The sequence below is a fragment of the Streptomyces hoynatensis genome (assembly GCF_003626535.1).
Taxonomy (GTDB): domain Bacteria; phylum Actinomycetota; class Actinomycetes; order Streptomycetales; family Streptomycetaceae; genus Streptomyces; species Streptomyces hoynatensis.
This window is the reverse complement of sequence record NZ_RBAL01000001.1, coordinates 148,074-164,725: the sequence shown is the minus strand read 5'-3', so window position 1 is coordinate 164,725 and position 16,652 is coordinate 148,074. Positions and strand designations below refer to the sequence as shown.

24 protein-coding genes are annotated in these 16,652 nt (G+C 71.0%); all 24 read right to left on the bottom strand.

Features of this window, described 5'->3' with window-relative positions:
* Positions 1 to 17: 17 nt before the first annotated feature.
* The 24 genes from rpsH to tuf all read right to left on the bottom strand — a co-directional run bounded on the left by rpsH (position 18) and on the right by tuf (position 16,641).
* Positions 18 to 416 (bottom strand): 30S ribosomal protein S8, encoded by a 399-nt coding sequence (gene rpsH / locus D7294_RS00680; protein WP_120674285.1) that lies wholly within the window; start codon positions 414 to 416, stop codon positions 18 to 20.
* A gap of 62 nt (positions 417 to 478) precedes the next feature.
* Complete coding sequence (locus tag D7294_RS00675; protein ID WP_120674283.1) at positions 479 to 664, bottom strand: type Z 30S ribosomal protein S14; 186 nt, start codon at positions 662 to 664, stop codon at positions 479 to 481.
* 3 nt (positions 665 to 667) lie between these two features.
* A complete protein-coding gene (gene rplE / locus D7294_RS00670) occupies positions 668 to 1,228 on the bottom strand; it encodes a 50S ribosomal protein L5 (RefSeq protein ID WP_120674281.1) in 561 nt (186 codons plus the stop codon).
* Positions 1,225 to 1,551 carry a 50S ribosomal protein L24 gene (gene rplX / locus D7294_RS00665; protein ID WP_120674279.1) on the bottom strand — a complete coding sequence of 109 codons (327 nt, stop codon included), beginning with the start codon at positions 1,549 to 1,551 and terminating at the stop codon, positions 1,225 to 1,227. The genes rplE and rplX overlap by 4 nt, the downstream gene beginning before the upstream one ends.
* 3 nt (positions 1,552 to 1,554) lie before the next feature.
* A complete protein-coding gene (gene rplN / locus D7294_RS00660; RefSeq protein ID WP_049567372.1) occupies positions 1,555 to 1,923 on the bottom strand; it encodes a 50S ribosomal protein L14 in 369 nt (122 codons plus the stop codon).
* Between the two features lie 4 nt (positions 1,924 to 1,927).
* Entirely contained in the window at positions 1,928 to 2,209 is a 282-nt protein-coding gene (rpsQ, locus tag D7294_RS00655; protein WP_052849161.1) for a 30S ribosomal protein S17, read from the bottom strand.
* Positions 2,209 to 2,451: a 50S ribosomal protein L29 gene (gene rpmC / locus D7294_RS00650; protein WP_120674277.1), complete on the bottom strand. Its 243-nt coding sequence runs from the start codon at positions 2,449 to 2,451 to the stop codon at positions 2,209 to 2,211. The genes rpsQ and rpmC overlap by 1 nt, the downstream gene beginning before the upstream one ends.
* The gene (gene rplP / locus D7294_RS00645; RefSeq protein WP_120674275.1) at positions 2,451 to 2,870 is read right to left on the bottom strand and encodes a 50S ribosomal protein L16; all 420 of its coding nucleotides are present in this window, start codon (positions 2,868 to 2,870) and stop codon (positions 2,451 to 2,453) included. Before rplP ends, rpmC begins: the two co-directional genes overlap by 1 nt.
* Before the next feature lie 3 nt (positions 2,871 to 2,873).
* Positions 2,874 to 3,710 carry a 30S ribosomal protein S3 gene (gene rpsC / locus D7294_RS00640; protein ID WP_120674273.1) on the bottom strand — a complete coding sequence of 279 codons (837 nt, stop codon included), beginning with the start codon at positions 3,708 to 3,710 and terminating at the stop codon, positions 2,874 to 2,876.
* Positions 3,710 to 4,057 carry a 50S ribosomal protein L22 gene (rplV, locus tag D7294_RS00635; RefSeq protein WP_120675204.1) on the bottom strand — a complete coding sequence of 116 codons (348 nt, stop codon included), beginning with the start codon at positions 4,055 to 4,057 and terminating at the stop codon, positions 3,710 to 3,712. The genes rpsC and rplV overlap by 1 nt, the downstream gene beginning before the upstream one ends.
* 50 nt (positions 4,058 to 4,107) lie before the next feature.
* The gene (gene rpsS, locus D7294_RS00630) at positions 4,108 to 4,389 is read right to left on the bottom strand and encodes a 30S ribosomal protein S19 (RefSeq protein ID WP_120674271.1); all 282 of its coding nucleotides are present in this window, start codon (positions 4,387 to 4,389) and stop codon (positions 4,108 to 4,110) included.
* A 12-nt stretch (positions 4,390 to 4,401) separates the two neighbouring features.
* A complete protein-coding gene (rplB, locus tag D7294_RS00625; RefSeq protein ID WP_120674269.1) occupies positions 4,402 to 5,238 on the bottom strand; it encodes a 50S ribosomal protein L2 in 837 nt (278 codons plus the stop codon).
* Positions 5,239 to 5,279: 41 nt separating this feature from the next.
* Positions 5,280 to 5,618 (bottom strand): 50S ribosomal protein L23, encoded by a 339-nt coding sequence (rplW, locus tag D7294_RS00620; protein WP_120674267.1) that lies wholly within the window; start codon positions 5,616 to 5,618, stop codon positions 5,280 to 5,282.
* Positions 5,618 to 6,307 (bottom strand): 50S ribosomal protein L4, encoded by a 690-nt coding sequence (gene rplD / locus D7294_RS00615; protein WP_120674265.1) that lies wholly within the window; start codon positions 6,305 to 6,307, stop codon positions 5,618 to 5,620. The genes rplW and rplD overlap by 1 nt, the downstream gene beginning before the upstream one ends.
* Before the next feature lie 9 nt (positions 6,308 to 6,316).
* Positions 6,317 to 6,961 (bottom strand): 50S ribosomal protein L3, encoded by a 645-nt coding sequence (gene rplC / locus D7294_RS00610; RefSeq protein WP_120674263.1) that lies wholly within the window; start codon positions 6,959 to 6,961, stop codon positions 6,317 to 6,319.
* Positions 6,962 to 6,977: 16 nt separating this feature from the next.
* Entirely contained in the window at positions 6,978 to 7,286 is a 309-nt protein-coding gene (rpsJ, locus tag D7294_RS00605; RefSeq protein WP_016473429.1) for a 30S ribosomal protein S10, read from the bottom strand.
* A gap of 513 nt (positions 7,287 to 7,799) precedes the next feature.
* The gene (locus tag D7294_RS00600) at positions 7,800 to 9,260 is read right to left on the bottom strand and encodes a sodium/solute symporter (protein ID WP_120674260.1); all 1,461 of its coding nucleotides are present in this window, start codon (positions 9,258 to 9,260) and stop codon (positions 7,800 to 7,802) included.
* Between the two features lie 3 nt (positions 9,261 to 9,263).
* Positions 9,264 to 9,650 (bottom strand): hypothetical protein, encoded by a 387-nt coding sequence (locus D7294_RS00595; RefSeq protein ID WP_194117716.1) that lies wholly within the window; start codon positions 9,648 to 9,650, stop codon positions 9,264 to 9,266.
* 97 nt (positions 9,651 to 9,747) lie between these two features.
* Entirely contained in the window at positions 9,748 to 10,599 is an 852-nt protein-coding gene (locus D7294_RS00590; protein ID WP_241562004.1) for a LytR/AlgR family response regulator transcription factor, read from the bottom strand.
* Positions 10,596 to 11,660: a sensor histidine kinase gene (locus D7294_RS00585; protein ID WP_241562003.1), complete on the bottom strand. Its 1,065-nt coding sequence runs from the start codon at positions 11,658 to 11,660 to the stop codon at positions 10,596 to 10,598. Before D7294_RS00585 ends, D7294_RS00590 begins: the two co-directional genes overlap by 4 nt.
* Before the next feature lie 133 nt (positions 11,661 to 11,793).
* Entirely contained in the window at positions 11,794 to 12,828 is a 1,035-nt protein-coding gene (locus tag D7294_RS00580; protein WP_120674258.1) for a DUF5954 family protein, read from the bottom strand.
* 282 nt (positions 12,829 to 13,110) lie between these two features.
* Positions 13,111 to 14,814, bottom strand: a complete 1,704-nt coding sequence (locus D7294_RS00575) for a solute symporter family protein (RefSeq protein ID WP_120674256.1) — start codon at positions 14,812 to 14,814, stop codon at positions 13,111 to 13,113.
* Positions 14,811 to 15,200: a DUF485 domain-containing protein gene (locus D7294_RS00570; RefSeq protein WP_120674254.1), complete on the bottom strand. Its 390-nt coding sequence runs from the start codon at positions 15,198 to 15,200 to the stop codon at positions 14,811 to 14,813. The genes D7294_RS00575 and D7294_RS00570 overlap by 4 nt, the downstream gene beginning before the upstream one ends.
* Positions 15,201 to 15,447: 247 nt before the next feature.
* Entirely contained in the window at positions 15,448 to 16,641 is a 1,194-nt protein-coding gene (gene tuf, locus D7294_RS00565; RefSeq protein WP_120674252.1) for an elongation factor Tu, read from the bottom strand.
* Between the last annotated feature and the right edge of the window lie 11 nt (positions 16,642 to 16,652).

The following is a 16,652-nucleotide window of genomic DNA, read 5'->3' as shown; positions in this document are numbered from 1 at the left end:
TCCTCCGTTCCCTCTCGTTACCAGACGTAGGCGAGGACTTCCCCGCCCACGCCCTTCTTCTGCGCCTGCTTGTCGGTGAGCAGGCCGTGCGACGTGGAGATGATCGCCACGCCCAGGCCGCCGAGCACCTTCGGCAGGTTGGTGGACTTCGCGTAGACCCGCAGGCCCGGCTTGGAGATCCGCTTGATGCCGGCGATCGAGCGCTCGCGGTTGGGGCCGTACTTCAGCTCCAGGGTGAGCGACTTGCCCACCTGGGCGTCCTCGGTCCGCCACCCGGTGATGTAGCCCTCCTGCTGGAGGATCTCCGCGATGTGCGACTTGATCTTGCTGTGCGGCATCACGACGGTGTCGTGGTACGCCGAGTTCGCGTTCCGCAGACGGGTCAGCATGTCTGCGATCGGGTCGGTCATGGTCATGAAACGGCCTTGGGCCTCTCTCGCCGGGGTTTCCGCGGTGCGGACCTACGGCGTAGTCGGTGTTACCAGGAGCTCTTGGTGACGCCCGGCAGCTCGCCGCGGTGCGCCATCTCACGGAGGCACACGCGGCACAGGCCGAACTTGCGGTACACGGAGTGCGGCCGGCCGCAGCGCTGGCAGCGGGTGTACGCGCGCGCGCTGAACTTGGGCTTGCGGGCGGCCTTGGCGATCAGGGCCTTCTTCGCCATGGTTCACGCCTCCTTGAACGGGAATCCGAGGAGACGCAGCAGGGTGCGGCCCTCATCGTCGGTGTTCGCCGTGGTGACGACGGTGATGTCCATGCCGCGCACCCGGTCGATCTGGTCCGGGTCGATCTCATGGAACATGACCTGCTCGGTGAGGCCGAACGTGTAGTTCCCCCGCCCGTCGAACTGCTTGGGCGACAGGCCGCGGAAGTCACGGATGCGCGGCAGCGCCAGTGACAGCAGGCGGTCGAGGAACTCCCACATCCGGTCCCCGCGGAGCGTCACGTGGGCGCCGATGGGCTGCCCCTCGCGCAGCTTGAACTGCGCGATGGACTTGCGGGCCTTGGTCACGGTCGGCTTCTGGCCGGTGATCGTGGCGAGGTCGCGGACGGCGCCCTCCATCAGCTTGGAGTCGCGGGCGGCGTCGCCCACGCCCATGTTGACCACGATCTTGGTCAGGCCGGGAACCTGCATGACGTTGGCGTACTTGTACTGGTCACGCAGCTTGCCGACGATCTCCTCGCGGTAGCGCGTCTTCAGCCGCGGCGTGATGGTCGCAGTGGTCATTTGATGTCCTCACCGGTGCGCCGGGCAACGCGGATCTTGTTGCCGTCCTCGTCGAAGCGGTAGCCGACGCGGGTGGTGACCTTCTTGCCGTCCTTCTCGACGACGAGCGCGACGTTGCTCACGTGCACCGGCGCCTCGGTGGTGATGATGCCACCGGTCTTGGAACCGCGGGCGGTCGTCCCGGCCTTGGTGTGCTTCTTGACCCGGTTCACGCCCTCGACCAGGACCCGGTTCTCGCGCGGGTAGGCCACGATGACCTTGCCCTGCTTCCCCTTGTCCTTGCCGGTGATGACCTGGACCAGGTCGCCCTTCTTGATCTTCATAGCTCAGAGCACCTCCGGCGCGAGGGAGATGATCTTCATGAACCTCTTCTCCCGCAGCTCGCGGCCCACCGGGCCGAAGATGCGGGTGCCCCGGGGGTCGCCGTCGTTCCGGAGAATGACGGCGGCGTTCTCGTCGAAACGGATGTACGAGCCGTCGGGACGCCGGCGCTCCTTGACGGCGCGCACGACGACCGCCTTGACGACGTCGCCCTTCTTCACGTTGCCGCCGGGGATCGCGTCCTTGACGGTGGCGACGATGACGTCGCCGATGCCCGCGTAGCGGCGCCCGGACCCACCGAGAACGCGGATGCAGAGGATCTCCTTCGCACCCGTGTTGTCGGCGACCCGCAGTCGCGACTCCTGCTGGATCATGTCGTTACTTCGCCTTCTCCAGAATCTCGACGACGCGCCAGCGCTTGGTCGCGGACAGCGGCCTGGTCTCCATCAGGAGCACGCGGTCGCCGACGCCGGCGGCGTTCTGCTCGTCGTGCGCCTTGAGCTTGCTGGTGCGGCGGATGATCTTGCCGTACAGGGCGTGCTTGACGCGGTCCTCGACGGCGACGACGACGGTCTTGTCCATCTTGTCGCTGACGACCAGGCCCTCCCGGGTCTTGCGGCGTCCGCGCTCGGTGGTCTCAGTCACAGTCTTCTCACTCATCAGGCGTTCTCCACCGCCCCGGCGGGCTCCACCGAATCGATGCCGAGCTCGCGCTCGCGCATCAGCGTGTAGATCCGGGCGATGTCCTTGCGGACGGCCTTCAGCCGGCTGTTGTTCTCCAGCTGTCCCGTCGCCGCCTGGAAGCGGAGCCTGAACAGCTCCTCCTTCGCCTCGCGCAGCTTCACGACGAGCTCCTCGTCGTTCAGCTCCCGCAGCTCGGAGACCTTGGTACCGGCTGCCATCACGCCTCACCTGCCTCGCGCCGGACGATCCGGCACTTCATCGGAAGCTTGTGCGCGGCGCGGATGAGCGCCTCACGAGCGATCTTCTCGTTGGGGTAGGAGAGCTCGAACATCACGCGCCCCGGCTTGACGTTCGCCACCCACCACTCCGGCGAGCCCTTGCCGGAGCCCATGCGGGTCTCGGCGGGCTTCTTGGTCAGCGGGCGGTCCGGGTAGATGTTGATCCACACCTTGCCGCCACGCTTGATGTGCCGGGTCATCGAGATACGCGCGGCCTCGATCTGCCGGTTGGTGACGTACGCGCCGGTGACGGCCTGGATGCCGTACTCGCCGAAGGCGACCTCGGTGCCGCCCTTGGCCATCCCCTTGCGCTTGGGGTGGTGCTGCTTGCGGTACTTGACCTTGCGAGGGATCAGCACGACTCAGCCCTCCTTGCTCTCTGCGGCGGGCTCGGCCGCGGCCGCGGCGGGAGCCTCGGCCCTCGGCGCCTCGGCGGCGGGGGCGGCCTGCTGCTGCGGACGGCGGCCGCGGCCACCGCGCTCGCCACGGCCCCGGGCCGGGCGGTCGCCGCCCTGTCCGCGGGCGGGGCGGTTGCCGGCCCTGGCGGCGGCGTTCTCGGCACGGACCTCGGCGATGTTCTTCACGTCGCCCTTGTAGATCCAGACCTTCACGCCGATGCGGCCGAAGGTGGTGCGGGCCTCGAAGAAGCCGTAGTCCACGTTGGCGCGCAGGGTGTGCAGGGGGACCCGGCCCTCGCGGTAGAACTCGGAGCGGGACATCTCGGCGCCGCCGAGGCGGCCACCGCACTGGATCTTGATGCCCTTGGCGCCGGCCTTCATCGTGCTCTGCATCGACTTGCGCATGGCACGGCGGAAGGAGACGCGGGAGGACAGCTGCTCGGCGACGGCCTGGGCCACCAGCTGGGCGTCCAGCTCGGGGTTCTTGACCTCGAGGATGTTGAACTGGATCTGCTTGCCGGTGAGCTTCTCCAGGTTGCCCCGCAGGCGGTCGGCCTCCGCGCCGCGGCGGCCGATGACGATGCCCGGCCTGGCGGTGTGGACGTCGACGCGGACCCGGTCGCGGGTGCGCTCGATCTCGACCTTGGAGATGCCCGCGCGCTCCATGCCCTGGGTGAGCATGCGGCGGATCGCCACGTCTTCCTTGACGTAGTCCTTGTACAGCTTGTCGGCGTACCAGCGCGACTTGAAGTCGGTCGTGACGCCGAGACGGAACCCGTGCGGGTTTACCTTCTGGCCCATTACCGGGTTCCTTCCTTGCTGCTGACGACCACCGTGATGTGGCTGGTCCGCTTGCGAATCCGGTAGGCGCGGCCCTGGGCACGCGGCCGGAACCGCTTCAGGGTCGGACCCTCGTCGACGTACGCCTCCTTGACGTAGAGGGTGTCGACGTCCGTGTGGTTGTAGTTGTGCGCGGCGTTGGCGATGGCGCTGTCGAGCACCTTGCCCACGGGCACGCTCGCGGCCTGCGGGGCGAAACGCAGGACCGCCTGAGCCTCCGAGGCGTCCTTGCCACGGATGAGGTCCACCACACGGCGGGCCTTCATGGGCGTGACGCGGATGTACCGCGCAATAGCCCTGGCTTCCATGGTTGTCCCTTCGGTGTGTTTCAGGGAGTCGGTCATGATCTGCGCATCGCTCAGCGGCGGCGCGACTTGCGGTCGTCCTTCACGTGACCGCGGAAGGTGCGCGTCGGCGCGAACTCGCCGAGCTTGTGGCCGACCATCGACTCGGTGATGAACACCGGGACGTGCTTACGGCCGTCGTGCACCGCGATCGTGTGACCCAGCATCGCCGGGACGATCATCGAACGGCGGGACCAGGTCTTGATGACGTTCTTGGAGCCCGTGTCGTTCTGCGCGTCCACCTTCTTGATCAGGTGGTCGTCGACGAAGGGACCCTTCTTGAGACTGCGCGGCATCGAAACCTGCTCCTAGCGCTTCTTGTTCGTCTTGCGGCGGCGGACGATGTACTTGTTGCTCGCCTTCTTGGGCGAACGCGTACGGCCTTCCTTCTTGCCCCAGGGCGAGACCGGGTGGCGGCCACCCGAGGTCCGGCCCTCGCCACCGCCGTGCGGGTGGTCGACGGGGTTCATCACGACGCCGCGGACGCTCGGGCGCACGCCCTTCCAGCGCATGCGCCCGGCCTTGCCCCAGTTGATGTTCGACTGCTCGGCGTTGCCGACCTCGCCGACGGTGGCGCGGCAGCGGACGTCGACCAGGCGGATCTCGCCCGAGGGCATGCGCAGGTGGGCCATGCGGCCCTCCTTCGCGAGGAGCTGCACCGAGGCGCCGGCCGAACGCGCGAACTTCGCGCCGCCGCCCGGCTGGAGCTCGATGGCGTGGATGACGGTACCGACCGGAATGTTGCGCAGCGGCAGGTTGTTGCCCGGCTTGATGTCGGCACCCGCGCCGTTCTCCACCCGGTCGCCCTGCCGCAGGTTGGCCGGGGCGATGATGTAGCGCTTCTCGCCGTCGGCGTAGTGCAGCAGTGCGATCCGCGCGGTGCGGTTCGGGTCGTACTCGATGTGCGCGACCTTGGCGGGCACGCCGTCCTTGTCGTGCCGGCGGAAGTCGATGACGCGGTAGGCGCGCTTGTGGCCACCGCCCTGGTGGCGCACGGCGACGCGACCGGCGTTGTCCCGGCCGCCCTTGCTGTGCAGCGGGCGGACCAGCGACTTCTCCGGCGTGGACCGCGTGATCTCGACGAAGTCGGCGACGCTGGCGCCACGACGGCCCGGAGTCGTCGGCTTGTACTTGCGGATTCCCATTTCTTAGTCCTCGTCCGGTATCGGACGGACCGGATCTCCGATCAGGAGACGACCGGGCCGCCGAAGATGTCGATGGTGTCGCCCTCGGCAAGGGTCACGATGGCGCGCTTGGTGCTGGCCCGCCTGCCGTATCCGGTGCGGGTCCGCTTGCGCTTGCCCTGCCGGTTGATGGTGTTGACCCCGATGACCTTGACCGAGAAGACCGCCTGGACGGCCTGCTTGATCTGGGTCTTGTTGGCGCGCGGGTCGACGATGAACGTGTACTTGTTCTCGTCGAGGAGCGCGTAGCTCTTCTCCGACACGACGGGCTTGAGCAGGATGTCGTGCGGGTCCGAGTACTCCTTGCTGGAGAACTCGGCCGCGGCGGTGGCGTCGCTCATCAGGCGTCGCTCCCTTCGGGCGTCTTGTCGGCCGCGGCCGTCTTCCCGGCCACGGCGCCGATCGGACCCGCCACGAAGCGCTCGAAGGCGGCCTTGGTGAAGACGACGTCGTCGGACTCGAGCACGTCGTACGTGTTCAGCTGGCCGGGGTCGAGGATGTGCACCCGGGGCAGGTTGCGCGCGGACAGCCACGCGGCCTCGTCGGAGCGCTCGGCGACCAGCAGCAGCTTCTTCCGGTCGGTGATCTTGCCGAAGAGGCCCCTGGCGGCCTTGGTCGAGACCTCCCCGTCCACGACGCCGGTGACGACGTGGATGCGGTCGTGGTGCGCCCGGTCGGTGAGGGCGCCGCGCAGCGCGGCGGCCTTCATCTTCTTCGGGGTCCGCTGGGTGTAGTCACGCGGCACCGGGCCGTGCACCACGCCACCGCCGGTGAACTGCGGGGCGCGGGTGGAGCCCTGGCGGGCGCGGCCCGTGCCCTTCTGGCGGTAGGGCTTCTTGCCGCCACCGCGGACCTCGCCGCGGTTCTTGGCCTTGTGCGTGCCCTGGCGCGCGGCGGCCAGCTGGGCGACGACGACCTGGTGCATCAGCGGAACGCTGATCTTGGCGTCGAAGATCTCCGGCGGCAGCTCGACGCTGCCGGACTCCTCGCCGGCGGGCGTAAGGATGGCGATGCTCTTTGGGGTACTCATGATTTAACCTCAGGCCCCCTTGGCCGCGGTGCGGACCAGGACGAGGCCACCGTTCGGGCCGGGGACCGCGCCCTTGATGAGCAGCAGGCCCTTCTCCGCGTCAACGGCGTGGACGGTCAGGTTCTGGGTGGTCACTCGCTCGTTGCCCATGCGGCCGGCCATGCGCAGGCCCTTGAACACGCGGCCCGGGGTGGCGCAGCCGCCGATGGAACCGGGCGAGCGGTGCTTGCGCTGGGTGCCGTGCGAGGCGCCGAGGCCGCCGAAACCGTGCCGCTTCATGACACCGGCGGTGCCCTTGCCCTTGGTGGTGCCGGTCACGTCGACCTTGACCCCGGACTCGAACACCTCGGCGGTGATCTCCTGGCCGAGGGTGTACTCGGCGGCGTCCGCGGTCCGCAGCTCCACCAGGTGGCGGCGCGGGGTGACGTCGGCCTTGCTGAAGTGGCCCTTGAGGGGCTTGTTCACCTTGCGCGGGTCGATCTCGCCGAAGGCGATCTGGACGGCCTCGTAGCCGTCCCGGTCCGCGGTGCGCACCTGGGTCACGACACAGGGGCCGGCCTTGACCACGGTCACCGGAACGACGCGGTTGTTGTCGTCCCAGACCTGGGTCATGCCGAGCTTCTCGCCCAGGACACCCTTGATCTGCTTGGTCATCTCTCTTCCGCGCCTCTCAGAGCTTGATCTCGATGTCCACGCCGGCCGGCAGGTCGAGGCGCATCAGCGAGTCAACGGTCTTGGGGGTGGGGTCGAGAATGTCGATCAGCCGCTTGTGGGTGCGCATCTCGAAGTGCTCGCGCGAGTCCTTGTACTTGTGCGGCGACTTGATGACGCAGTACACGTTCTTCTCTGTGGGCAGCGGCACCGGGCCCGCGACCGACGCACCCGTGCGGGTCACCGTCTCGACGATCTTCTTCGCCGAGTTGTCGATGACCTCGTGGTCGTAGGCCTTGAGCCGGATGCGGATCTTCTGTCCCGCCATGGCTACTTCGTAGTCCTGTCTCTTCGTAGCGCGCTGAAGGAACCCGGCGCGCCTTCCCCGCACGCTCCGACCCACGCGGTCGGGTGTGTCGCACTCGTTCCCAGACGTCACCCCAGGGGGCACCTCCCAGCCGCGGGGGCCGGGGAGGTTTCCACTGCGAGGAGTGGGGGGAGAACTTCCACCGGGTGCCCGGCTGATGCCCCGCACACGCTTCCCGGAAGATCTCGGTATTTCCGCTCCTACCCTGCTCAGCAGGGCATATATGGGGCGACGAATACAGTGAGACTCGCTTCCGGTCCTCCCGGCGGGAGGCGCGCGGCATCGGCGCTCAGCCTTGCAACCTGGCTAGTGTGCCATAGCGCCCACTCCGCTCGCCAATCGGCCGTCCGGCCCCCTCGCCCCCCGCCTCCCGGGGCATATGCGCACGTATCCCTCGGCGTTTTCCGGCGTTGCGCCGCCCCCGCCCGCCCCTTGCGTCCCTTCCGCCCCGGCCCGCCGCTCGTCGTGCCCACGTCAGCCCGGCACGTGCAGCCGCAGCACCGCGCTCTCCGCCCACTGCGGCGGCCGGCCCGGCAGCGAGACGCAGATCATCACGAGGAAGGCGAGCGGCACCGTCCACGCGGCCGGCTGGGCGAGCAGCACCACCAGCCAGCCCGCCTCCGGCTCCGTCAGCACCGAGGCCAGGGCCGCGCCGGTGGCCGCGCACACGCCCACCACGAGTCCCGCGGCGGCCCCCGCGGCGGTCAGCCCGCGCCACCAGATGCCGAGGACGAGCAGCGGGCAGAAGGTGGAGGCCGCGACCGCGAAGGCCCAGCCCACCGCGACGTTGATGTCGACCTGCTGCGCGGGCAGCGAGAGCAGCACCGCCACCAGCGCCCCGCCCGCCACCGCCATCCGCAGCCTGGGCACCCCGGCCCGGAACAGGTCGTGCGAGAGCCCGCCGGCCAGCGCCATCAGCAGCCCGGACGAGGTGGAGAGGAACGCGGCGAAGGCCCCGGCCGCCACGATCGCGGTGAGCACCGAGCCCCAGGTGCCGGACACGATGGCGCCCGGCAGCGCCACGGTCACCGTGTCGGTGTCGCCGCCCTCGACGAGCCAGGGCGTGAAGACCCGGCCGAGCAGCCCGTAGACCGCGGGGAAGAGGTAGAAGAGGCCGAGCAGCACGATGACGCCGACCGCGACCCGGCGCGCGGTCCGCGCGGTGGCGCTGGTGTGGAAGCGCATGATGACGTGCGGCAGCCCGACCGCGCCCAGGGTGGTGGCGAGCAGCAGCGACCAGGTGGCGAGCAGCGGCTGCCCCGAGTCCTCCACGTCGAGCAGCGGGCGGCCCCAGTCGGTGAGGTCCATCCGCAGCGCGGACGCGCGGGCGTCCGCTCCCGCGTGCACCACGAGGAACACCGCGGGCACGGCGATGAAGAGCAGCTTCACCAGGTAGTGGAAGCCCTGGACGTAGGTGGCCGAGCGCATCCCGCCCGCCGCGATGGACACGCTGACCACCAGGCCGGCCAGCACCACCCCCACCCAGTAGGGGGCCCCGCTGACCAGGTGCAGCACCACCCCGGCGCCCTTGAACTGCGGCACCAGGTACAGCCACATGATGACCAGCACGATCACCGCGCACAGCCGGCGGATCAGCGCCGAGCCCAGGCGGTAGTCGGCGAAGTCGGGGACGGTGTACGCGCCGGAGCGGCGCATCGGCCCGGCCACCAGCGCGGCCACCGCGACGTACCCCGCGGTGAAGCCGACCGCGTACCACAGGCTGCCGATGCCGTACTTCAGCATCAGCCCGGCCAGCCCGAGGACCGAGGCCGCCGAGACGTACTCCCCCGCGATCGCCATGGCGTTGAGTCCCGGCGCTATCCGCCGGGAGGCGACCAGGAAGTCGGGGGTCGTGGAGCGGGTGGCGCGCACGCCGCGGACGCCGATGACCATGCTGGCCGCCAGCAGCAGCCCGATCGCGAGGAGGCCGGCCATCGGCTAGCTCCCCGCGTCCCGTTCGAGCTCCTCGGCCCGCCTGACGTGCAGCAGCGCGATGAGGAGCAGCAGCGGGTAACTGGCCGCCATCAGCAGCAGCCAGGAGGCGGGGACGCCGCCGAGGGTGAGCCTGCCGAGGGCGGGCAGCGCGCCGAGCAGCCCGCTGAGCCCGGTCAGCAGCAGGCCGAGCAGGGCGAGGGTGCGGGCGGCGAGGCGGCGCTGGCGGACGAACAGCGCCCGGGCCGCCTCGGTCGCGGCCAGCTCCTCCGCCTCCTGACCGGGTCCCGGCCGGTCCTGCGGCTCCCGCAGCCCCCGGAGGGAGCGGTGGCCGCGGGCCAGCGCGATCCTCGTCTGCGGGCTGGTGACCCGCACCCGCCGCTGCGCGGTCACCGCCGCCCGCCCCGCTTCCCCGCTCGCGCCGCTGCCGCCGCTCGCGCCGCTGCCGTGGGCCCCGTCGTTCCGGTCGGCGCCGCCGCCCCGGCCGTCCTCATCGGGCCTCGTCCCGCACGGCGGCGAGCAGCCGTTCGCGCAGCGCGCGGGCGTGCCGCCTGCTCACCGGCACGTCCCCGGCCGGGGTGTGGGCCAGCAGCCCGGAGGAGCTGGTGAGGCGCAGGTCGCGCACCCAGTGGACGGCGACCAGGTAGCCGCGGTGGGCGCGGACGAAGCCGGCCGGGCCCCAGACCTCCTCCAGGTAGCCGAGCGGCAGCCGGATGAGGTGGGTGTCCTGCGCGGTGTGCAGCCGCACGTAGTCGCCGTGGGCCGCGGCGAACTGCACGTCGTCGCGGCGGACGAAGACGGTGTGCCTGCCGGTGTCGATCTGGACCACCGACAGCTCCTCCGCCTCCCCGCCGGCCGGGTGCCGCTCGCGGGGCGGGCGGCGCGGGGCGGCCACGCGGCCGACCGCCTCGGCGAGACGCTCGGCCCGCAGCGGCTTGAGCAGGTAGTCCACGGCGCCGATCCCGAAGGCCTCCACCGCGTGGTGTTCCGAGGCGGTGACGAAGACGATGGCGGGCGGGGCGGAGAGCATCGGCAGCACCCTGGCCACCGCCATCCCGTCGAGCCCCGGCATCGAGATGTCCAGGAAGACGGCGTCGAAGGTCTCCGTGCCCAGCAGCCTGACGGCCGCCTCGCCGCCCTCCGCCTCGCGGACCGCGCCCACCTCGGGCATGGCCGCCAGCATCGCGGCCAGCTCCTGGCGGGTCACCGCCTCGTCCTCGACCACGAGCACCCGCAGCCGCGCGGCCTGCGGGTGCGGCTCGCGGCCCGGCTCCCGCGGCCCCTCGCGGTGGGCATCCCGATACCGCTCCCGGTGCGGCTCCCGGTACGGCGCGTCGCTCAATTCGCCCTCACCCCTCGCATGAACCTGGGGACCCTGACCTGGACCTTGGTTCCGCTGCCCGGCGCCGTCTCGATCACCAGGCCGTACTCGGGCCCGTAGACGGCGCGCAGCCGCTGGTCCACGTTGGCCAGCCCGACCCGCTTCGCCGGCGGGCCCTTCCCGGCGAGCACGGAACGGGCGAAGCCGGGGTCCATGCCCACCCCGTCGTCCTCGATCTCGATGACGCACAACGGCCCCTCGGCGAAGCCGGAGACGCTGATCGCGCCGGGGCCCGGCTTCGGCTCGAGCCCGTGCCTGACGGCGTTCTCCACCAGCGGCTGCACGACGAGGAACGGGATGGCCACCGGCAGCACCTCGGGCGCCATCCGCACGGTGAGCTCCATCCGGTCGTCGAAGCGGGCCCGCTGGAGCTCCAGATAGGTCTGGACGGCCTGCAACTCGTCGGCGACCGTGGCGTAGTCGCCCTGCGCGGAGAAGCTGTAGCGCAGGTAGTCGGCGAAGTCGTTGAGGAGGGTACGGGCCCGGTCCGGGTCGGTGCGGATGCGGGCGCCGATGACGGCCAGCGCGTTGTGCAGGAAGTGCGGCGAGATCTGCGCCCGCAGGGTCCGCAGGTCGGCCTGGGCGATGCGGCTGCGGGCCCGGCGCAGCGCCGCGTGGTCGAGGGAACGGGCCACCAGCGCGGCCAGCGGGGCGAGTTCCCCCTCGGCCCCGCGGACCACCAGCGCCCCGCTCAGCTCCCCCGCCACGACGAGCGGCTCGGCGGACCAGGGCGGGCGGTGGGCCGGGCTGCCGTACTCGTAGGTCTGGTCGAGCACGGCGCGGAGTTCGGCCGGCTCGGGCGGCGGCCCCGCCGCGGCGACCTGCCGCCCGTCCAGATCGGCCAGGACCACCGCCTCGGCCGCCAGCAGCCGCCGCAGCCGCCGGGCCGCGGACTGGGCGCCCCGGCCGGCCAGCCCGTCCCGCAGGTCGGCGTCGAGGTCCTGGATCGCGGCGAGGACGCGCGCGGTCAGCCGGACGTCGGCGCTCTCGCCGCCGCGCCGCGCCCGCATCCGGTCCAGCATGGCCCGAACCTAGCCGAGCGGCGCGCGCGCCTGTAGCCCCCGGACCGAACCGGCCGCCCCGGCCGCCCCCCGGCCCCTCCCCCCGGCCGGTCCTGCGCCCTCCCGGCCGGTCCCGGCCGCCCCCGGCGGCGGCTCAGGGCCGCCCACCGCTCTCCCGCTCCTCCACCTCGGCCAGCGGGGGATGGATGCGGGAGGGGCCGTAGGGGTCCCGGTCCGAGGGGCGGGGCGGCTCGGGCCCGTCCGGGCCGATGCGCATCAGGCGCTCCACGCGAATCACCTGGAAGCGCCTGCCGAGCACGGTCACCTCGTCGCGCGGCGGCCCGGTGCGGAACTCCTCGGCCGCCAGGGCGTAGCCGCGGGCGTCCCGCGCCGACACCTCCTGCTCCAGCTTCGGCAGGAACTCCGCCAGGTAGTCGTAGAGCGTCGCGCGGGCGTCCCGCGGGGTGGGCTGAAGGGCGGCCTTCGGCTCCCAGGATGCGCTCTTGCGTTCGGCGAAGGTGAACATCGCGGGCAGCAGGACGACCCCGGGGTGGGTGGCGAGCGCGCGCTCGGAGTCGAACCTGACCTCGCTGGGAATCCTGGCCGCCCGGTAGCGCAGCGACAGCAGCTCCATCCGCTGGATGCTCTCCATGATCCCGGTCGGGGTGGCGTGGTCCACGAAGAAGCCCCGGGTGCGGTCGGCGGCCGGGCCGGCGGTGCGGTCCCCGATGTCCCGCCTGGGCGCGTCCGGGTCGGTGGGCCGCGGCCCCTCGATGCCCTCGGGCCCCACCCGGGCGAACTCGTCGGCGCGCACCACGCGGTAGCGGGTGCCGGCCACCCGCAGCTCGTCGAGCGGCTCACGCTCCAGCCTGGCCACCGCATCGAGCAGCCGGGCGCGCAGCTCCTCGCCCGGGGCCGTCTCGTTCTTCGCCCGGTGCCACAGGTGGGAGTTCAGCCCGTCGCGCGCCTGCTGGGGGAAGCCGTCGGCCACCTCGCTGAGCAGCCGCCAGCCGGGGTGGTCCGCGGGACGCTGCTCGGCGAAACCGAAGACGGGCCCCCGCAGGACGACGTGGGGATAGCGCTCGGCGGACCTGAGCGCGTCCTGCTCGGTGACCTCGGACACGGGGTCGTCCCGCCTGGCCACCCGGAAGGTCAGGTGCCTGGGCGGGTTCTTCGGGTAATCCTTCATGCGCCCAGTGTGAACGGGGCCGGGGCTAACTTGCCCCCGCTTTCACCGCGTTCACACCTTCGGGCAGGGCCTGCGCGCAACCCGCCGTCCCCACCCGGTTCGGGCCCATCCTGTTCGAGCCCACGCCGTTCAACGCCCGCCTCGTTCAACGCCCGCCCAGGGCACGCCGGCCGCGCCCACGCGCCCGCCCGCCCACGCGCCCGGGCCCTCGAGCGGGGAATCCCGAGGGCCCGGGCCGGGAACCGGGGGAGGGAGCCCGGTCCTGTGGGAGGTGGCTGCCGATCAGTGGGTGGTGGCCCGCTCGGCCCCCGCCCCGGTGAGGGCGCGGACCTGGAGCCTGGCGAACCGGTCGGGGTCCTCCTCGCGCGAGAGCAGGGTGCCGAGGATCGCGCACAGGAGGCCGACGGGGATCGAGACCAGGCCCGGGTTCTCCAGCGGGAACCAGTGGAAGTCGACGCTTTCGGGGAAGAGCGAGAGGTTGTTCCCCTTGGCGTCCACTCCCTTGCCCGAGACGACCGGCGAGAAGAACACCAGGCCGACCGAGCTGATCAGCCCACCGTAGATCCCGGCCACCGCGCCCGTGGTGTTGAAGCGCCGCCAGAAGAGGCTGAGCAGCACCGTGGGCAGGTTCGCCGAGGCCGCGATCGCGAAGGCCAGGGCGACCAGGAAGGCGACGTTGAGGTTCTGCGCGAACACCGCGAGGACGATCGAGATGACGCCCACGCCGATGGCCGCGAACCGCGCCACCCGCACCTCGTCCCGCTCGCTCGCCTTCCCGCGGCGCAGCACGTTGTTGTAGAAGTCGTGGGCCAGCGAGGAGGACGAGGCGATGGTCAGGCCCGCCACCGTGGACAGGATGGTGGCGAACGCCACCGCGGCGATGAAGGCGAGCAGCACCGCCCCCCAGAAGTCGCCGCCGAAGTGGTCGCCCACCGCCTCGGCGAGCTGGGGCGCGGCCGTGTTGCCCGCCGCGTTCTGCCCCACGATGGCCTCCCGCCCCACCAGCGCGGCGGCGCCGAAGCCGAGGACGAGGGTCAGCAGGTAGAAGGTGCCGATGAGGCCGATCGCCCAGTTCACCGACTTCCGCGCGGTCTTCGAGTCGGGGACCGTGTAGAAGCGGATCAGGATGTGCGGCAGGCCCGCGGTGCCCAGGACCAGGGCGAGGCCGAGGCTGATCAGGTCGAGCTTGTTGATCATCGTCTGCCAGGCGTCGCCCGCCACCTCGACCCCGTATCTCTGCCCGGGTTCGAGGAAGGCGTCCCCCACCCCGCTGGCGGAGGAGGCGTCGTTCATCAGGGCGCCGAAGTCGAAGTCGTAGATCGACAGCACCAGCAGGGTGACCAGCAGCGCCCCGCCCATCAGCAGGACCGCCTTGACGATCTGCACCCAGGTGGTGCCGGTCATCCCGCCGAAGGACACGTAGACGACCATCAGGATGCCGACCACGACGATGCCGACGATCTTGGCGGTGTCGGCGCTCATCCCCAGGTAGGTGTCGCCGTCCTCGATGCCGAGCAGCAGCGCCACCAGCGCCCCGGCGCCGACCATCTGCGCCAGCAGGTAGAAGATCGAGACGGTCAGCGTCGACACCGAGGCCGCGGTCCGCACCGGCCGCTGCCGCATCCGGTAGGAGACCACGTCGGCCATGGTGAACCGGCCCGAGTTCCGCAGCAGTTCCGCGACCAGCAGCAGGGCCACCAGCCAGGCCACCAGGAAGCCGATCGAGTAGAGGAAGCCGTCGTAGCCGAAGAGCGCGATGGTGCCCGCGATGCCGAGGAAGGAGGCGGCCGACATGTAGTCGCCGCCGATGGCGAAGCCGTTCTGGAGGCCGGTGAAGCCGCGCCCGCCGGAGTGGAAGTCCGTGGCCGACCTGGTGCGGCGGCCCGCCCACACGGTGATCCCGATGGTCACGGCGATCAGCGCCGTGAACAGGATCATCGTGATCAGCCGCTCCTGCGAGGTGGTCTCGGCGGCAAGCGTCGTCATGCGTCCTCTCCCCTCCGTGCGGCCGGCTCTTCCCCGGAGCCCTCCAGCTCCGCGCGCAGTTCGTCGGCGAGCGGGTCGAGGCTGCGGTTGGCGTAGCGCGAGTAGAGGATCGCGATCCCGAAGGTGGTCACGAACTGCAGCAGCCCGAAGAACAGGGCGACGTTGGCGTTGCCGACCACCTTCGTGGACATCAGCCCGTCCGCGTAGGCCGACAGCAGCACGTACAGCAGGTACCAGGCGAGGAAGACCACGCTCGCCGGGAGGACGAACCGCACCAGGCGGGCCCGGAGTTCACGGAAGCGCGGATCGTCGTGCATCGCCACCGCGCGGGCCTCGGTCACCGCGAGCGGCGGCTCGCTCCCCTCGGATGTAGGGGACGTCGTCATGGGCGGCTCCTGTCCACCAGGGGGCTGCGCGCTGCCGGGCAGCGCGGGGAGAACCGTGACGAACGATAGGAACCGCCCTCCCCCGCCGGCAGGCCACCGAAGGGTGCCTTCGACGAACGGTCGGGATCAGCGCCGAGCGGACCGGCGAACAGCCGCCGAACGGACGGCGGCCGCACACGCCGAGGGCCCCGCCCCCCGCACGCGGCGGGGAACGGGGCCCTGGGGTGAGGCCGTCAGCAGGCCGGGGTCACTTGATGATCTTGGTGACCTGGCCGGCGCCCACGGTCCGGCCACCCTCGCGGATGGCGAACTTCAGGCCCTCTTCCATGGCGACGGGCTGGATGAGCTCCACGCGCATCTCGGTGTTGTCGCCCGGCATGACCATCTCGGTGCCCTCGGGGAGGTGCACCACGCCGGTCACGTCCGTGGTACGGAAGTAGAACTGCGGACGGTAGTTGTTGAAGAACGGGGTGTGGCGGCCGCCCTCGTCCTTGGACAGGATGTACGCCTGGGCCTCGAACTCCGTGTGCGGGGTGACCGAGCCCGGCTTGATGACGACCTGGCCGCGCTCCACGTCCTCGCGCTTGATGCCGCGCAGCAGCAGACCGACGTTCTCGCCCGCGCGGCCCTCGTCGAGCAGCTTGCGGAACATCTCGATGCCGGTGACGGTGGTCGAGGACTTCTCCGGCCGGATGCCGATGATGTCGACGGTCTCGTTGACCTTGAGGACACCGCGCTCGATGCGGCCGGTCACCACGGTGCCGCGGCCGGTGATCGTGAAGACGTCCTCGATCGGCATCAGGAACGGCTTGTCCACGTCGCGCTCCGGCTGCGGGATCGCGTCGTCGACGGCCGCCATCAGCTCGAGCACGGTCTTGGACCACTCCGGGTCGCCCTCGAGCGCCTTCAGCGCCGAGACCTTCACGACCGGCACGTCGTCGCCGGGGAACTCGTACTCGGTGAGGAGCTCACGGACCTCGAGCTCGACGAGCTCCATGATCTCCTCGTCGTCCACCATGTCGGCCTTGTTCAGGGCGACGACGATGTACGGCACGCCGACCTGGCGGGCCAGGAGCACGTGCTCCTTGGTCTGCGGCATCGGGCCGTCGGTCGCGGCGACCACCAGGATCGCGCCGTCCATCTGGGCGGCACCGGTGATCATGTTCTTGATGTAGTCCGCGTGGCCCGGGCAGTCAACGTGAGCGTAGTGACGGTTCTCCGTCTGGTACTCGACGTGCGCGATGGAGATGGTGATACCGCGCTGACGCTCCTCGGGAGCCTTGTCAATGTTCTCGAACGCGAAGCTCTCGTTCACGTCCGGGTACGCGTCGTGCAGCACCTTGGTGATCGCCGCGGTAAGCGTCGTCTTGCCGTGGTCGATGTGACCGATGGTGCCAATGTTGACGTGCGGCTTAGTCCGCTCGAACTTCGCCTTCGCCACTGGGGTCCTCC

Excerpts from the sequence above, each read along its gene's own strand:
- rpsC (WP_120674273.1), bottom strand. The coding sequence starts at position 3,710 with ATGGGCCAGAAGGTAAACCCGCACGGGTTCCGTCTCGGCGTCACGACC.
- rplW (WP_120674267.1), bottom strand. The coding sequence starts at position 5,618 with ATGAGCGACGCCACCGCCGCGGCCGAGTTCTCCAGCAAGGAGTACTCG.
- D7294_RS00585 (WP_241562003.1), bottom strand. The coding sequence starts at position 11,660 with ATGCTGGACCGGATGCGGGCGCGGCGCGGCGGCGAGAGCGCCGACGTC.
- rplB (WP_120674269.1), bottom strand. The coding sequence starts at position 5,238 with ATGGGAATCCGCAAGTACAAGCCGACGACTCCGGGCCGTCGTGGCGCC.
- D7294_RS00580 (WP_120674258.1), bottom strand. The coding sequence starts at position 12,828 with ATGAAGGATTACCCGAAGAACCCGCCCAGGCACCTGACCTTCCGGGTG.
- rplV (WP_120675204.1), bottom strand. The coding sequence starts at position 4,057 with ATGGAAGCCAGGGCTATTGCGCGGTACATCCGCGTCACGCCCATGAAG.
- rpsS (WP_120674271.1), bottom strand. The coding sequence starts at position 4,389 with ATGCCGCGCAGTCTCAAGAAGGGTCCCTTCGTCGACGACCACCTGATC.
- rpsQ (WP_052849161.1), bottom strand. The coding sequence starts at position 2,209 with ATGAGTGAGAAGACTGTGACTGAGACCACCGAGCGCGGACGCCGCAAG.
- rpmC (WP_120674277.1), bottom strand. The coding sequence starts at position 2,451 with ATGGCAGCCGGTACCAAGGTCTCCGAGCTGCGGGAGCTGAACGACGAG.
- rplE (WP_120674281.1), bottom strand. The coding sequence starts at position 1,228 with ATGACCACTGCGACCATCACGCCGCGGCTGAAGACGCGCTACCGCGAG.
- D7294_RS00675 (WP_120674283.1), bottom strand. The coding sequence starts at position 664 with ATGGCGAAGAAGGCCCTGATCGCCAAGGCCGCCCGCAAGCCCAAGTTC.
- rplN (WP_049567372.1), bottom strand. The coding sequence starts at position 1,923 with ATGATCCAGCAGGAGTCGCGACTGCGGGTCGCCGACAACACGGGTGCG.
- rplC (WP_120674263.1), bottom strand. The coding sequence starts at position 6,961 with ATGACCAAGCAGATCAAGGGTGTCCTGGGCGAGAAGCTCGGCATGACC.
- rplX (WP_120674279.1), bottom strand. The coding sequence starts at position 1,551 with ATGAAGATCAAGAAGGGCGACCTGGTCCAGGTCATCACCGGCAAGGAC.
- rplD (WP_120674265.1), bottom strand. The coding sequence starts at position 6,307 with ATGAGTACCCCAAAGAGCATCGCCATCCTTACGCCCGCCGGCGAGGAG.
- D7294_RS00575 (WP_120674256.1), bottom strand. The coding sequence starts at position 14,814 with ATGACGACGCTTGCCGCCGAGACCACCTCGCAGGAGCGGCTGATCACG.
- rpsH (WP_120674285.1), bottom strand. The coding sequence starts at position 416 with ATGACCATGACCGACCCGATCGCAGACATGCTGACCCGTCTGCGGAAC.
- D7294_RS00600 (WP_120674260.1), bottom strand. The coding sequence starts at position 9,260 with ATGGCCGGCCTCCTCGCGATCGGGCTGCTGCTGGCGGCCAGCATGGTC.
- D7294_RS00570 (WP_120674254.1), bottom strand. The coding sequence starts at position 15,200 with ATGACGACGTCCCCTACATCCGAGGGGAGCGAGCCGCCGCTCGCGGTG.
- rpsJ (WP_016473429.1), bottom strand. The coding sequence starts at position 7,286 with ATGGCGGGACAGAAGATCCGCATCCGGCTCAAGGCCTACGACCACGAG.